Annotated in this window: 14 protein-coding genes and 2 pseudogenes; 8 read left to right on the top strand and 8 right to left on the bottom strand. The window is 69.2% G+C overall.

Annotated features, from left to right (window positions below):
• Window positions 1-2: 2 nt before the first annotated feature.
• The gene (locus BCF44_RS39930; protein WP_116179715.1) at window positions 3-1,091 is read right to left on the bottom strand and encodes an FAD-dependent oxidoreductase; all 1,089 of its coding nucleotides are present in this window, start codon (window positions 1,089-1,091) and stop codon (window positions 3-5) included.
• A 120-nt stretch (window positions 1,092-1,211) separates the two neighbouring features.
• Between BCF44_RS39930 and BCF44_RS39925 the strand changes: the two genes are divergently transcribed.
• Together BCF44_RS39925 and BCF44_RS39920 are read left to right on the top strand one after the other, a co-directional pair.
• Window positions 1,212-1,856, top strand: coding sequence for a TetR/AcrR family transcriptional regulator (locus BCF44_RS39925; protein ID WP_246016074.1), 645 nt, complete (start codon window positions 1,212-1,214; stop codon window positions 1,854-1,856).
• A 179-nt stretch (window positions 1,857-2,035) separates the two neighbouring features.
• Window positions 2,036-2,307: pseudogene (locus BCF44_RS39920) on the top strand (beta-class carbonic anhydrase); the annotation flags it as partial.
• A gap of 79 nt (window positions 2,308-2,386) precedes the next feature.
• Here the strand turns inward: BCF44_RS39920 and BCF44_RS39915 are convergent.
• Genes BCF44_RS39915 through BCF44_RS39900 form a run of 4 tightly spaced genes read right to left on the bottom strand, consistent with a single transcriptional unit; the run spans window position 2,387 to window position 6,018 of the window.
• A complete protein-coding gene (locus tag BCF44_RS39915) occupies window positions 2,387-3,103 on the bottom strand; it encodes an ABC transporter ATP-binding protein (protein ID WP_211353440.1) in 717 nt (238 codons plus the stop codon).
• A 4-nt stretch (window positions 3,104-3,107) separates the two neighbouring features.
• Window positions 3,108-3,983 carry an ABC transporter permease gene (locus tag BCF44_RS39910; RefSeq protein ID WP_116179713.1) on the bottom strand — a complete coding sequence of 292 codons (876 nt, stop codon included), beginning with the start codon at window positions 3,981-3,983 and terminating at the stop codon, window positions 3,108-3,110.
• Between the two features lie 35 nt (window positions 3,984-4,018).
• Window positions 4,019-4,987, bottom strand: a complete 969-nt coding sequence (locus BCF44_RS39905; RefSeq protein ID WP_116179712.1) for a TauD/TfdA dioxygenase family protein — start codon at window positions 4,985-4,987, stop codon at window positions 4,019-4,021.
• Between the two features lie 26 nt (window positions 4,988-5,013).
• The gene (locus BCF44_RS39900) at window positions 5,014-6,018 is read right to left on the bottom strand and encodes a PhnD/SsuA/transferrin family substrate-binding protein (protein ID WP_170217995.1); all 1,005 of its coding nucleotides are present in this window, start codon (window positions 6,016-6,018) and stop codon (window positions 5,014-5,016) included.
• Between the two features lie 576 nt (window positions 6,019-6,594).
• Between BCF44_RS39900 and BCF44_RS39895 the strand changes: the two genes are divergently transcribed.
• The 6 genes from BCF44_RS39895 (at window position 6,595) to BCF44_RS39870 (ending at window position 12,612) form a co-directional block, all read left to right on the top strand.
• Complete coding sequence (locus tag BCF44_RS39895) at window positions 6,595-7,563, top strand: amino acid ABC transporter permease (protein WP_116179710.1); 969 nt, start codon at window positions 6,595-6,597, stop codon at window positions 7,561-7,563.
• Complete coding sequence (locus BCF44_RS39890) at window positions 7,560-8,342, top strand: amino acid ABC transporter ATP-binding protein (RefSeq protein ID WP_116179709.1); 783 nt, start codon at window positions 7,560-7,562, stop codon at window positions 8,340-8,342. Before BCF44_RS39895 ends, BCF44_RS39890 begins: the two co-directional genes overlap by 4 nt.
• Window positions 8,343-8,357: 15 nt before the next feature.
• On the top strand, window positions 8,358-9,362 hold the full coding sequence (locus BCF44_RS39885; protein ID WP_116179708.1) for an ABC transporter substrate-binding protein: 1,005 nt from the start codon (window positions 8,358-8,360) through the stop codon (window positions 9,360-9,362).
• 15 nt (window positions 9,363-9,377) lie between these two features.
• The gene (locus BCF44_RS39880; protein ID WP_116179707.1) at window positions 9,378-10,112 is read left to right on the top strand and encodes a GNAT family N-acetyltransferase; all 735 of its coding nucleotides are present in this window, start codon (window positions 9,378-9,380) and stop codon (window positions 10,110-10,112) included.
• A 174-nt stretch (window positions 10,113-10,286) separates the two neighbouring features.
• The gene (locus tag BCF44_RS39875) at window positions 10,287-11,213 is read left to right on the top strand and encodes a TauD/TfdA dioxygenase family protein (RefSeq protein ID WP_116179706.1); all 927 of its coding nucleotides are present in this window, start codon (window positions 10,287-10,289) and stop codon (window positions 11,211-11,213) included.
• 31 nt (window positions 11,214-11,244) lie between these two features.
• Entirely contained in the window at window positions 11,245-12,612 is a 1,368-nt protein-coding gene (locus BCF44_RS39870) for an MFS transporter (protein WP_116179705.1), read from the top strand.
• A 27-nt stretch (window positions 12,613-12,639) separates the two neighbouring features.
• On the opposite strand, the gene BCF44_RS39865 is transcribed toward BCF44_RS39870, so the two are convergent.
• The 3 genes and pseudogenes from BCF44_RS39865 to BCF44_RS39855 form a co-directional block, all read right to left on the bottom strand.
• Window positions 12,640-13,740, bottom strand: a complete 1,101-nt coding sequence (locus BCF44_RS39865) for an LLM class flavin-dependent oxidoreductase (RefSeq protein ID WP_116179704.1) — start codon at window positions 13,738-13,740, stop codon at window positions 12,640-12,642.
• Window positions 13,737-14,792, bottom strand: a complete 1,056-nt coding sequence (locus BCF44_RS39860) for an LLM class flavin-dependent oxidoreductase (RefSeq protein WP_116179703.1) — start codon at window positions 14,790-14,792, stop codon at window positions 13,737-13,739. The genes BCF44_RS39865 and BCF44_RS39860 overlap by 4 nt, the downstream gene beginning before the upstream one ends.
• Window positions 14,789-15,025 (bottom strand): annotated as a pseudogene (locus BCF44_RS39855) (F420-dependent methylene-tetrahydromethanopterin reductase); the annotation flags it as partial. The gene BCF44_RS39860 and the pseudogene BCF44_RS39855, both read right to left, overlap by 4 nt.

Below are 15,025 nucleotides of genomic sequence, written 5' to 3'. Positions count from 1 at the left end.
GCTCACTGGTCCAGGTTGAGCAGTCGAAGGTAGGAGTCGACGCGCAGGCTCGAGCCCTTGATCTGGGACGTCTGGGCCGCGCCCAGCACGCCGACCTGTTCGTTGTAGGACGCGCCGCCCGCGGGGCCCAGTGGCAGCGCGATGCCGGGTGAAGCGGGGGAGTAGGTCGCCAGCTCGCCGCCGCCCTCGATGAGCGTCCGGATGTTGGCGGCGGCGACCACGGCCTGCTGCTCGGCGGCCTTGGCCATCTTGGCCTCCGGGATCGCGGTCACATCGCCGATGGCGAAGATGGTGGGGTGCCCGGGGATCCGCAGGTCGGGGTTGACGACCAGGTGCCCGCGGGCGTCGCGGGCGGCGGCCAGCGAGCCACCGGCGTAGCTGGTGGTGGGAACCACGCCGTGGCAACGGAACCAGATGCCGGCGGTGATGTCCCGACCGGACTCCGTCGTCACGGTGAACGTGCCGGCGTCACCGGGCCGGCCTGGCGGGTCCGCCCGGAGAGCAGTGCCCAGCACCAGTTCGACGCCCAGCTCGTCGAGCTGCCGCCGGAGCTCGGCCCGCAGCTCCCCGGGCAGCGCGGTCGCGCCGAGGATGTCCGGCGCCGGGTCCACGATCGTCACGGCGGTCCCCGGCCACCTGGCCTTGATCTCGCCGGCGAGTTCCAGGCCGACCGGGCCCGCGCCGAGCAGCAGCGCGCCGGTGACGCCGGCGAGGGCGTCGTGGGCGGTGCGCAGCGTGGCCGCGGCTTCGTCGGCGGTGAGTTCCTCGACCTTGGCCGGGAACGGGTAGTGCGCGCCGGTCGCCAGCACGATGTAGTCGGCCGGCACGTGATCGCCGGAACCGAGCATCACTCCGGTGGCGTCCACGGCGATCGCCCGGTCGCGGATCACCCTGCCGCGGGCCAGCAGCCGGTCGTACGGGAAGAAGAGCCGCCCCGACCAGTCCGGGTCGACCAGCTGCCGCAGGATGGCCACATTGTGCACGAAGGCGTCCCGCGGTTCGACCAGGACCACGTCGGCGAACTCGTCAAGGGCCTTCGCGGCGGTGACGCCGCCGTAGCCACCACCGACGACAGCAACGGTAGTGCTCATCGATCTCCTCATCCCCCAGCCGAACCGGCACGTGGCGCGGCACGGTCCCCGCCCTGAGGTAAAGTACAACGTGTATGGCAATTAGTGCCGCGGAACCCGACGACTTCCCGAGGAGTGGGAGTGACCGGACCGACCACGAGCGCGCCGCGTCGCCGCACACAGAAGCGCCGCGCCATCCTCGACGGGGCGCTGCGGGTGTTCGGCCGCGTCGGCTACCTCGGCGCCAGCATCGACATGATCGCCGCCGAGGCCGACGTCTCGACCAGGACCATCTACAACCACTTCGAGAACAAGGAGGAGTTGTTCTCCACTGTGCTGCTGGAGAGCTCCACCCGGGTCGCCGTCACCCGGGAGGCCCTCGTCGAGCAGCACCTCGGTGTCGTCACCGACCTCGAGAGCGCGCTGATCGCGCTGGCCAAGGAATGGGTCCGGCCCAATCCGGACTTCGAGGACCATTTCCGTGTCGTGCGTCGGCTGCGGGCGGAGTCCGACCGCTTCCCCCGCGAGGTCGTGCGCAGCTGGCAGGAAGCCGGCCCCTTCCGTGCTCGCCGCGCCCTGGCCGCCCGGATGGCCCTCCTGGCCGACCGCGGCCTGCTGGTCATGCCCGATCCCGAACTCGCCGCCCAGCAGTTCATGGCGCTCATCACCGACGCCACCATCGGTCGCGCCGAGGTCAGCACCACTGCCCTCGAGTCCGAGATCGACCGCGTCGCCCGTGCCGGCGTACACACCTTCCTCTACGGCTACCTGCCCAGGAAGGGGTGACCGAGCTGCCGCCGAGCAGAGAAGGACGCGAAACCCTGAAGAGCCGCAAACGACCTGCGTTCGACGATCACCGCGACCGGTCGTGTCGCCCGGCATGAGCTGGGCCATGGGCACGACGTCGCTCGAGGCCTTCCGGCCGACCCGACGCCTCCGCCTGTTCGACGAAGCCTGTCACCAGGCTGCCCCTGCCACCGCCAAGCACATCGCTGTCGTCGCACGCATGGACGCTCGTCTCAACGTCTACGCCATTCTGGGACTCGCCGAGGGCGACGCCCATGTCATCCGCAACGCGGGCGGCGTCGTCACCGAGGACGAGATCCGTTCATTCGCCATCAGCCAGCGCCTGCTCGGCACCCGTGAGGTGATCCTCATCCACCGCACCGACTGCGGCATGCTGACCTTCACCGACGACGAGTTCAAGGCCGCCGTCCAGACCGAGACCGGTATTGAGGTCGCCTGACCCGCTCGACATGAGCCATGCTCGTGACGACCACGGCTCATGTCGGTCCCATGACTGGTGCTTACCGTGGTCATTCGGATTCGGTGACCCCGAGTTCGGTGAGCAGGTGGGCGCGCAACGCCCCGAATTCCGTCGTGTCGCGCTGCCGCGGGCCGGCCAGCCGGACCGGCACGTCGGAGCCGAGCCGGCCGTCCTCGCCGAGCACGGTGATCCGGTCGGCGAGCATGATCGCCTCGTCCACGTCGTGGGTGACCAGCAGCACGGCCGGCCGGTGCCGCGCGCACAGTTGCCGCAGCAGCGCGTGCATCCGGATCCGGGTCAGCGCGTCCAGGGCGCCGAACGGCTCGTCCAGCAGGAGCAGATCCGGCTCGCGCACCAGCGCCCGCGCCAGTGCTGCCCGCTGCGCCTCGCCGCCGGACAGCGTGGCCGGCCAGGCCCGCTCGTGTCCGGCCAGGCCGACCTCCGCAAGCGCTTGCCGGGCACGTGATCGAGCGTCCCTGCCCGGCAGCCCGATGGCCACGTTGTCCACTACCCGTTTCCAGGGTTGCAGCCGTGGTTCCTGGAACACCACGGCCCGGCGAGGGGCCACGAGCACGCTGCCGGCGTAGTCCGGGTCGAGCCCGGCCAGCGCGCGCAGCATGGTGCTCTTGCCGGAGCCACTGCGGCCCAGCAGCGCGACGAACTCGCCCGGCGCGATCTCCAGGTCCAGCCCCGCCAGCACTTCTCGCTCACCGTACGCCCGGCGCAGGCCGGTCACCCGCACCGCCGGCGTCGTTGTCGTCGTCAAGTGGTCACGCTCCGCCGAATCCGCGCCGCCACACCAACAGCCGGCGCTCCAGCAACCGCACCAGCGCGTCCGAGGCCAGGCCGAGCACGCCGTAGATGAGCAGCCCCAACACGATGATGTCCGTGCGGTTCCAGGTCTGCGCCTCGTTCATCAGGTAGCCGACCCCGGTGGTCGCGTTGAGCTGTTCCGCGATGACCAGAACCAGCCAGCTGGTCGTCAGGGCATAGCGCAGTCCGACGAGGAAACCGGGCACCGCGCCGGGCAGGATCACGTGCCGGACCAGGCCTAGCCGGCCGAGCCCGAAGGCCCGACCGGACTCGACCAGCCGGTTGTCCACGCCGCGGATCGCGGCGTAGGTGTTGATGTAGACCGGGAACAGGGTGGCGAACACCACCAGCGCCACCTTCGGCACCTCGCCGACGCCGAACCAGATGATCACCAGCGGCACCAGGCCCAGCACCGGCAACGCACGCAGGATCTGCATGGTGGAGTCGAGTAGGTCCTCGCCGAGCCGGAACAGTCCCGCCAGCACCGCGAGCGCCAGCCCGACGGTCACGCCGATGGCCAGCCCGTCGGCCGCGCGGACCAGCGAGGCCACCAGGTTGGCGGACAACTCGCCGGTGCTGGCCAGGTCCCAGCCGGCGGCCAGCACCGCGCTCGGCGGCGCCAGCACGGCGTCGGACACCACGCCCAGCGAGCCGAGCAGTTGCCAGATCACGACCAGCAGCACCGGTCCGGCCAGCCGGCGGACCGGCCGGGGCAGCGGAACACGCCACCCGGGCCGGCCGCCGACGGTGCGGGCCTCGACCAGTTCCCGGCGGCCCTCCCGGAAAGCCGGGGCCGGGGACCCGGCCGCCGTCAGCGCGTCGATTGTCGACATGCGATGTCCCGTGTCGGTAGTCGGACCGCCGTGCGTCAGTCGACGACGACGGTGTGCTCGTTCGTGAACGGCTTGCCGGCCACCAGGTCCGACTCGCGGCCGTCCGGCCCCTTGGGCACGTCGCCGATCAGCGTGATGCGGTGCAGCCGCCGCTGGAGGTCCAGGTGCTCGATGTCGCGCGGCGCGAGGTGGGCGGTGGCGCGGTTGTCCCAGAACGCCACGCTGCCGGCTTCCCAGCGGAACCGCACCGTGTACTCGGGCCGGGTGATCTCCGCGTACAGCAACTCCAGGATGGCGCGGCTCTCGGCGGGCGACACGTCGACGATGTGGCTGGTGAAGCCAGGGTTGACGAACAGCGCCCGCTCGCCGGTGACCGGGTGGACCCGCACCACCGGGTGCACGGCGACCAGCAGGTTGTCGTTGATGCGCTTGGCATAGGCGCTGTTGTCCTCCGCAGGCCGTGAGCCGCCGTACCGGTGCTCGGCGCGCAGGGTGTCCACGAAGCGGCGGACCGGCTCGGACAGACCCTCGTAGGCCGAGACCAGGTTCGTCCACTGGGTGTCGCCACCGATCTCCGGCACGACGTCGGCGCGCAGGATCGACGCGGCCGGCGGGTTCACCGCGGCGGTGACATCGGTGTGCCACCCGTTGAAGTAGCTGTACTGCCGGCGGATCGCCTTGCGGAAGTCGGCGCCGTAGCGGTCCTCGTACCGGCGCGGGTCGATGGTGAAGATCTCCGGGTGCTCGGTCGGCGGGGCGTCGTCGTGCGGGTGGGCGTAGGTCAGCTCGCCGAACTGGCGGCCGAAGGCGATCTGGGTGGCGTGGTCGAGGACCTGGTCCCGGAAGAAGATCACCTTGTACCGGTGCAGCGCGTCCCGGATCTCGGCCACCGTCCGCTCGTCCAACGGCCGCGAGATGTCGACGTCGGAGATGTCGGCGCCGATGTGGCCGGCGACCGGCCGAACCGTGATCGTGCCGGTGGGTGTGTCCTGTACCGCGGTCATGCGTGTTCTCCGTTTCGGTTTCGGTGCTACTGCTGTCCGGTGACGGCGGAGATGGCCTTGTTGAACTCGCCGATGACGGTCGGATCGAACTGTGCGGTGAAATCGACCGGCTTCGAGATCAGGCCGTTCTGCAGGAACAGGTCGGCCTGATGCTGTTGATTTGCGCGTACGGTGTCGTCGACCGGAATATAGGTGGTCGCGCCGGAGCCGTCATAGATGATTTTCGCGTTCGCCGGCGTCTGCTTCTGGTACTGCACGTAGTAGGCGCTGATCCACTGGTCGACGTGGCCGCGTTTCCAGACGTTGGCCAACACCAGCCGACGGGCGAAGTCCTCCAGCGCGGCCAGCTTCGCCGGGTCGGCCAACGCCGTGCGGGTGGCCAGACCGAACCCGTAGGTCGGCGCGATCTGCTGCGCGCTGACCAGACGGACCGCGTCGGGGTTCTGGTTCTGGTAGTTGACCGCCTGTTGGACGCTGACGGTGGCGGCGTCGACCGTGCCCGACTGCAGGATGTTTCCCAATTGCAGCAACGGCACGTCGACCAGCGTGATGTCGTGCTGGCTCAGCCCGGCCTTCGCCAGTGCGCGCAGCAGGAAGCCGTGCGGCGCGGTGTCCTTGGTGGTCGCGACCTTCTTGCCCCTCAGATCGGCCAGGGTGTGGATGCCACTGCCCGGCCGTGCCACCAGCCAGTCGTAGGGGCCGTCGGTCCTGCTCACCGTGACCACCTGCACGGCAATCCCGCTGGCCTGGGCGAACATCGCCGGAGTGTCGCCCATGAACCCGGCGTCGACGGCTCCGGCGGAGAACGCCTGGTCCACCAGGGGCCCACTGTTGAACTGGTCGAACTGGACCTTGTACGGCAGGTCCGCCAACTGCCCGGACAACTGCAGCGGCAGTTCCAGGCTTTTCTGTTGATCGCCGATGCGTAGTGTCACCGATCCGTTGCCGAACGAGTCGCCGGTCGAATTTTCGGCCGTGTTCGATGGGGTGCAGCCCGTGGCCAATACCAGCAAGCCGAGGACTGCGACCACGCTCCGCCAACGTCTCATGACATACCTCTCCCGAGGATGCGGCTACGGGATTTCCTGCATCAGGCAGAAACAATTTCGCACCTGATTCGCCGTTCATCATGGAAGTCGGGCGATCCGGCGGTCAACATTGCGAGTCGTGAAACTAAGTCGATCCACGAGGTGGGAAACGTCGGTCTGCGAGGTACTGGGAAGGGACGCCTGCCGATCCGGTCCTACCCCGAGTGGTCTCCGGCGGGTGAGCACGCAATGGCCGGACCGCGGGCAACCACACTGTGGGACTCGTTGACGCCGGTGCCGGCCGCTTCGTACTTTCGATCCGTTCGTGAGCGGGCACAGAACCGTTGGAGAGCCGGATGAACGCGAGTCGATGGGCCGTGGGGTGGCGCCGCCGCAGCCGGTCGCTGCTGCGCTCCCGGCGCCACATCGACCTCCTGCGGGTATCCAGCGCGTCGTGTTGATGCTGAGTCGTTCACCGAGGTAACCACTGTGCTGAGCGGGAAAAACCCGTTCGGGCTCGCCTGTGCACCAGGATCTGATCACTCGTTGCTCGCGCATGCGCGAAGTCTGGAGTCGACCGTGCCCCCAACCGCGCATACCGACGTGTCGACGCCCGATGCGCCGGCCGCACCAGTGCCTGACGCCGCCGCTCGGCGTGTCATCCCCTTACGCCATCCCGGTCGGTGGATCGCCACCATTGTGGTGCTGGTCCTGCTCGCCCAGGTGGCGCACGGGTTGGTGACCAACCAGTTCTACCAATGGGGTCGGTTCGCCCACTACTTCTTCGACCCGGCCGTCCTCGACGGCCTGGTGATCACGATCTACGTCACGGCGGCCAGCGCCGTGCTCGCCCTGGCCGGTGGCACGGTTCTGGCGCTCGCACGGCTCTCGCGCAGTCCCGTTCTCCAGGCCGTGAGCTGGACCTACATCTGGCTGTTCCGGTCCGTCCCGCTGATCGTGGTGCTGTTGTTCCTCTACAACTTCAGCGCGCTCTACCAGACGCTGAGCATCGGCATTCCGTTCGGACCGGCGTTCATCACGTTCGGTGTCACCGCGCTGGCGACCGACACCGTCATCGCCATCCTCGGGCTCACGCTGCACGAGTCCGCCTATGCCGCGGAGATCGTGCGGGCCGGGATTCTCTCGGTCGACCAGGGCCAGCACGAAGCGGCAGCCGCGCTGGGCATTCCGCGCTACCTTCAGTTCCGGCGCATCGTGCTGCCGCAGGCGCTGCGCTCGGTCATCCCGAACTACGTCAACCTGCTGATCGGTCTGGTCAAGAGCACGTCGCTGGTGTTCTACGTGTCGCTGCTCGACCTGTTCGGCACCGTGCAGAGTCTCGGCAGCACCTATCCCGGTGACATCGTCCCGCTCCTGCTGGTGGCGACCGTCTGGTACGTGATCCTCACCAGCGTCGTGTCGATCGTGCAGTACTACGTCGAGCGGCGCTTCGCCCGAGGCGCGCTGCGAACGCTGCCACCGACCCCTTTGCAGCGGCTACGCCGTGGATTCACCCAGCTGCGCGCACGTGTGGCGGTGCCGCGATGACCACCGACCAAGACGTCCGCCCGGCCGCGGTCGAGGTTCACGGCGCGGTCAAATCCTTCGGCGCACACACAGTTCTCGACGGGATCGACCTGACCGTGGCGGCGGGGAAGGTCACCGTCATCATCGGGCCGTCCGGGTCCGGCAAGTCGACCTTGCTCCGCGCGATCAACCATCTGGAGAAGCTCGACCAGGGCTACGTGAGCGTCAACGGCGAGCCCATCGGGGTGCGACGGCTCGGTGACCGGTTCAAGGAGTTGCCCGAGCGGGCCATTCTCGCGCAGCGCCGGCACATCGGCTTCGTCTTCCAGAACTTCAACCTGTTCCCGCACCTCACCGCGGTACAGAACGTGGCGGAAGCACCCGTCACCACCGGCGCCGCGACCAGGTCCGAAGCGCTCGAGCAGGCCAGGGCGCTGCTCGCCGGCGTCGGACTTGCCGACAAGGAGGACGCCTACCCCCGGCAGCTCTCCGGCGGGCAGCAGCAGCGGGTCGCGATCGCCCGCGCGATCGCGCAGCGGCCCGGGGTCATCCTGTTCGACGAGCCGACCTCGGCGCTCGATCCGGAGCTGGTCGGCGAGGTGCTCTCCGCGATCAAGGACCTGGCCAGCACCGGCACCACCCTGATCATCGTGACGCACGAGATCGCCTTCGCCCGCGAGGTCGCCGACGAGGTGGTGTTCCTCGACGGCGGCCGAATCGTCGAACAGGGGCCGCCGAGCCAAGTTCTCGACCAACCCCGGCACGCACGTACCCGCGAGTTCCTCAGCAAGGTCCTCTGAACTTTCAGGAGAACGATGTCCAGACACCTCGCCCGTCGCGCCGTCCTCCCGGTGATCGCCGCCGCCCTGGCCGCCGCGCTCACCGCGTGCGGCAGCGCGCAGTCGGCCGTCACCTCGGCGGACGGCACCACGACGGTCACCGTTGGCGCCCTGTCCAACGGCGCGGCCACGGCAACACCGATCACCGTCGCGGCGGTGCAGGAGATCCGGGCCAAGCTGCCGCAGAAGATCCGCGACGGCGGCACGCTCAAGATCGGTATCGGCGCGCTGCCGTCGGGCAGCCCGCCACTCGCGTTCGTCGGCACCGACAACCAGACGATCACCGGTTCCGAGCCGGACCTGGCCCGGCTCGTCGCCGGGGTGCTCGGCCTCAAGGTCGAGTTCCAGAACTCGACGTGGGAGAACCTGTTCGTCGGGATCGACAGCGGCCGGGTCGACGTCGGCTTCTCCAACATCACCGACACCGAGAAGCGCAAGGAGAAGTACGACTTCGCGAGCTACCGCGAGGACAACCTCGCCTTCGAGGCCCTCGCGAGCAACCCGTGGACGTTCACCGGCGACTACCACGTGCTGGCCGGCAAGAAGATCTCGGTGGGCAAGGGCACCAACCAGGAGAAGATCCTGCTCGAGTGGCAGACCAAGCTGCGCGCCGAGGGCAAGGACTTCACGGTCTCCTACTACCCGGACATCAACGCCGCGCAACTGGCGCTCAACTCCGGACAGATCGACTCCTACCTCGGCCCGAGCCCCGGGGCGCTGTACCAGATCAGCCAGAGCAAGAGCTCACCGCACCCGAAGAAGCTCGCCGGCACGCACTCCGGCGCGGGTGACACGCTGCAGGGCCTGATCGCCGCGACGGCCAAGAAGGACAGTGGCCTCGTCGAACCGCTCGCCGCCGCGATCAACCACCTGATCGGCAACGGCCAGTACAAGCAGTGGCTCGGCGCCTGGCACCTCGACAGCGAGGCCGTGGCGAAGTCCGAGGTCAATCCGCCCGGCCTCCCGCTCACCAACTCGTGACGGCGCGGTGCGTTCATGACTACTGCTGAGGAACGGGTTGTCCAGCACGTGCTGGACAACCCGGCCCGCGCCGCACTGCTCGGCCCGCACTCGCACCTCGCGGTGCATCGCGGCCAGGTGGTGCGCTACCGGCCGGACGTGGCCGGGTTCGTGACCATGCCGGCCGAGCCCGGTCCACGGGACTGGCAGGACCTCGCCGCTCTGGTCGGGCCCGGTGCGAGGGTGGCGCTGTCCGCCATCACGGCACCGCCCCCACCGGGCTGGGAGATCGTCGCCGACATGGCGGGCGTCCAACTCACCGGCGAGCAGATCCCGACCGCACCGGAGGTGGAGGCCGTCCGCCTCCACGACGGCGACGTGCCCGACATGCTCGACCTCGTCGCCCGGACGCAGCCCGGTCCGTTTCTGCCACGCACCATCGAGATGGGCCGGTACCTGGGCATCCGCCGGAACGGTCGACTGGTGGCCATGGCCGGGGAACGACTACGCCTGTCCGGCTGGACCGAAGTGAGCGCCGTGTGCACCGACCCGGCGTACCGCGGGCAGGGTCTGGCGTCCCGTCTCGTGCTCGCCGTCGCAGCCGGCATCGTCGACCGTGGCGACACTCCGTTCCTGCACGCGCGCGCCGGCAACACCACCGCGATCCGCCTGTACGAGACGCTCGGCTTCCGACTACGCCGCCGGACACGATTCGTCGCCGTTCGCGTGCCTGTGGACGGCCAGTCGGGAGGCATCGTCGGGTTCGGCTGATCGTGTCCATCATGTGGAATCCTTGACGGTGAGCGGGAAACGTGGTGACGATGAGGACCACGTTCGCCAGTGCCGAGCCCGGCGGCGGACAGCTCGGCCGCATCCACGAGCAGTTGGTCGAGGAGGACGCGGCGGTGCTGGTGCGGCGCCGCGAATTGTGTCAGGAGCAGCGACATGCCCGTGGACGTCTCCATGCAGAACCGTCTTCGTACGGCCAGCACGCCCGCGGACGGCATCCTCGAAGGTCCCCGTGTGCTGCGCCGTTCGACCGGGTCCACCGCATCGTACGACCTGTTCACGTTGCGCCCCTTGGGGAGGGTGATCGGCGCTGAGATCGACGGCGTCGATCTCAGCGATCCGGTGACGCCCGAGCTGCGGGCGGAGTTGAACCGCGCGCTGCTGGAGTGGAAGGTGTTGTTCTTCCGTGACCAGGACATCACCTCGGCCCAGCAACGGGCCTTCGCGCTCAACTGGGGGGCGCTGGAGACCAACCCGTTCATACCCCAGGGCGACAACGCCGAGGTGACCCGCTTCGAACGCACCGCCGCCATGCCCGGCTACGAGAACATCTGGCACACCGACGTGACCTGGCGACCCGAGCCCGCACTCGGCTCGGTGCTGCGGCTGATCGACGTGCCGCCGATCGGCGGTGACACCCTGTGGGCCGACATGGCTGCCGCCTACGACAACCTGCCCGAGGCGGTGCGCGAGCGCATTGACGGGCTTGTCGCCGTGCACGACTACATCCCCGGCTTCGACCGATTCTCCGACCCGGAGCTGCTCGCGCGGTGGCAGGACACGTTTCCCCCGGTCACCCATCCCGTCGTGCGGACCCACCCGGAGACGGGCCGGCGCACGTTGTTCGTCAACCAGGCGTTCACCACGCACATCGTCGGCCTGGACCGCGACGAGAGCGACCAGCTGCTGCGCTACCTGTTCCTCCAGGCCCACACGCCCGAGTTCCAGGTGCGGTTCAGCTGGCGCGAGAACTCGGTGGCGTTCTGGGACAACCGGGCCACCCAGCACTACGCGGTCAACGACTACCACCCGCACGCACGCGTCGCCGAACGCGTCGCGATCGTGGGCGACCGGCCGTTCTGACCCACCCCGCACCGGCCGAGCAGGAGGCAGCATGAGTTTCGCCGCCATCGACGACGCGCCGGTCACCGGCTTCCACCGCAAGCTCACCGCGGCGTGCAGCGGCGGACCACTGCTGGACGGGTATCTGCTCGGCATCGTGGGCATCGCCCTCACCGGCATCACCACAGAGCTTCACATCAGCACCACCACGTCCGCCGTGATCGGCGTGGCCGCCCTGGTCGGCATGTTCTTCGGCGGCCTGGTGTTCGGCCCGATCACCGATCGCATCGGACGCAAACCCATGTACACGGTGGATCTGCTGGTCCTCCTTCTCGCGTCGCTGCTGTCGGTGTTCGTCACCTCGGCGTGGCAGCTGATCGTGCTGCGGTTCGCGATCGGCGTCGCCATCGCCGCCGACTACCCGATCGCCACCGCGCTGCTGACCGAGTGGCTGCCGCGCAAGCGCCGGGCCGGCCTGTTCGCCTCGGTGATCATCATTTGGTACGTGGGCACGGCCCTGGCCTACCTGGTCGGCTACCTGATCACGGCGGTGGTCGGTGACGGCGGCTGGCGCTGGATGTTGGGCAGCGCGGCCGTGCTGGCCGGGGTGATCTTCCTGCTTCGGCTGGGCACGCCCGAGTCACCACGCTGGCTGGTCGGCGCCGGTCGGTCCGAGCAGGCGCGGGAGGTCATCGAGCGAGCGGTCGGCGTTCGGGTCAGCGCTGCCGACCTCGCCGACGTTCCCCGGGACGGCGAGCGTGGCAGCCTGCTCGAGTTGTTCCGCGGCGGTCACCTGCGCCGGATGGCCTTCGTGGTCGTGTTCTTCACCTGTGCGATCATCCCGCTGTTCGCGCTGTTGACCTTCGGTCCGCAACTGCTGGGCGCTTTCGGCCTGGGCACGGGCAACGCGGCCAACCTGGGCACCGCGCTGATCAACCTGGTCTTCGCCATCGGTTGCCTGCCGGCGATGAAGCTGTTGGAGACGGTGGGCCGGCGGCGCACCATCATCTGGTCCTTCGGTCTGATGGTGCTGCCGCTGCTCGCGTTGGGTGTGTGGGCGCACGCTCCGGCGCCGTTCGCGGTCGCGTGCTTCTGCCTGTACGCGCTGTTCTCCGGTGGACCCGGCATCCTGGAATGGGGTTATCCCAACGAGTTGTTTCCGACGAGGGTCCGCGCCGCCGCACTGGGCGTGGCCATCGCGCTGACCCGGTTCGGCGCGGCCGTCGGAACCTTTCTCGTGCCGCTGGCGCTGACGTCGCTCGGCACCTCGGCCACGTTGTCGCTGGGCGCGGGCATCACGTTCATCGGTTTCCTGGCTTGCCTCGCCTGGGCCGAGGAGACCCGGCACCTGTCCCTGGAGGACATCGACGTCCGTGCGGGCCAACCGACCATGGTGGCGGCGGCGCCGGGCGACGTGTGACGTCCCCTGCCCGGGACGCCGCTCCGCTCAGCGCCCGTGCCACTCCTCGGCCAACAGTGCATAGGACCTGACACGGTCGGTGTGGTCGTGGGTGATCGTGGTGATGATCAGCTCGTCCGCGCCGGTGGCGTCCCGCAACAGTTCCAGCTGATCGGCCACTTGTGCCGGTGTGCCGACGAACTGCGTGTCCACCCGGTCGGCGACCAGCTGCCGGTCGTCGTCCGTCCACCTGTGCGCGCGGGCCTCGTCGGGCGTCGGGAAGGGAATGGCGCCCAGCGCCGTGCGGATGCTGTGCACCCACGGACCGTACCCCGTGGCCAGTTCTCGTGCCGTTGCATCGGTTTCGGCGACGACAACGTCCGCCGAGACGCTCACGTACGGGCGTTCGAGCTCTGCCGACGGACGGAACGCGGCGCGGTAACCTTCGACGGCCTCCAGCACGGTGGCCGGGCTGACGTGGTAGTTGGCGGCGAACCGCAGCCCACGACGGCCGGCGACAGTCGCGCTCTCGCCGCCGCTGCTGCCGAGGATCCACAGCTCCAGTTCGGTGCCATCGCCCGGCACGACGTGGGCCTCCTCACCGTCCGATTGGTACGTTCCGGCGAGTAGGGCGAGAACGTCGTCCACCTGGTCGGCGTAGTCCTGTGGCTGTGCGTTCGGCAGCTGCAACAGCCTGCGCTGCAACGCCACCCGCGGCGAGGCCAGCAGCTGCGCGTACGAGAACCGGGCCGGGATCAGCAATCCGTTGGACGCATGTGGAGCCGGTGCCGAAGCTGGCGCCGGCTCGCGGGGCTTACCGCCGGACCGGCCGAGTCCGAGGTCGAAGCGGCCAGGGTGGACGGCGTCGAGCAGGCCGAACTCCTCCACTGTGGACAGCGCTGTGCGGTGCCCCATCTGCACCGCGCCCGACCCGAGTCTGATCGTCGAGGTCGCGGCGGCGGTCAGCGCCAGCACGACCGCCGGGGACGTGCCGGCTACGCCGGGATTGAGGTGGTGCTCGGCGACCCAGTAGCGGGCGTAGCCGAACTCCTCGGCCCGCCGAGCCAGGTCGACGCTGTTGCGCAGCGCCTGGCCGGCGGTCGATCCGGACGAGATCGGCACCAGATCCAGGACCGTGAGCGGGGTCATGACGGCTCCTCCGGCGGCCAGGGCGGATCCGGGATGTCCTTGCGCAGCACCGGCGCGATGTCCCGCTGGAACAGCTCCAGGGACTCGCGGTGCTGGGCGTCGGTCAAACCGCCCGCGTCGGCGTGCAGGTGCAGGACGGTGTGACCGAGCCGCTCGTGGTAGCGGTGCACCTTGTCGATGACCTGCTCGGGACTGCCGATCAGGGCCGAACTTCGCTCGACGAAATCCTCCAGTGTGGTGAAGACCGGAGTGAGGCCCAGGCGTTGCTGCAAAGCCAGGCTGGCCTCGAACACCGGACGGTAGGCGTCGATCGCGTCCTGGGACCTCGGCGTGGAGTAGTAGCCGGCGGTGCCCGCCCCGACGACCACGTCCGCCGGGTCGTGCCCGTAGAACTCCCACCGCTCCCGGTAATGCCGGACCAGGGCGGCGTACGGCTCGATCGGGTTGGTCACGTTGGCCGAGAACAGCGGATCGCCGTAGTGGGCGGCCAGATCGACCGACTCCGTGCTGGTCGCGCTGCCGTGCCACACCCGGATCGGCCGCTGCAACGGCTTCGGCCACACCTCCGCGTCCGCCAGCGGCGGCCGGAACCGGCCGTTCCAGGTGACCTCGTCCTCGCGCCACAGCCGCCGGAACAGCTCGTAGCCTTCCGCGTTGCGGTCCCACTGGTCGTCCTCGGTGACGTGGAACAGCTGCCGCTGGGCGGAACCGTTGCCCTTGCCGATGATCAGTTCCAGTCGGCCGCCGGACAGGTTGTCCAGGGTCGCGTAGTCCTCGTAGGCCCGCACCGGATCGAGCAGGCTGAGCGTCGTCACGGCCGTGAACAACCGGATCCGCGACGTGAGCGCCGCGATGTGGCTGAGCACGACGGGCGGCGAGGAGGAGATGAACGGCCGCTCGTGCCGCTCGCCGACTCCGAAACCGTCGAAACCCAGCTCCTCGGCCAGCACCGCGTTGTCGAGCACCTCCTGGAAGCGGGCCCGGGTCGGCTTCGGTGCCCCGGTCGCGGGATCGGCCGTGTGCGCGATCAGGGTGATCGCCAGGAACTTCATGACGCGCGCGCCGCCTCATCGCGGTGGGTCAGCGGCGGCCGCAGCCCGAGATGCTCCCGCAGCGTCGTCCCGGCATACGAGCTTCGGTACACGCCTCGTTCCTGGAGTTCGGGCACCAGCAGGTCGACGATGTCGTCGAGGCCGTCGGGGATGAGGTACGGCGTGATGTTGAACCCGTGCACCGCCCCGTGCCGGGCGAAGCGGGTGAACTTGTCGGCCAGGCTGGTCGGCGT

This window comes from Kutzneria buriramensis, from assembly GCF_003387475.1.
Lineage (GTDB): Bacteria > Actinomycetota > Actinomycetes > Mycobacteriales > Pseudonocardiaceae > Kutzneria > Kutzneria buriramensis.
The sequence above is the reverse complement of the archived record's forward strand: the minus strand, read 5'-3'. Positions and strand labels throughout refer to the sequence as shown.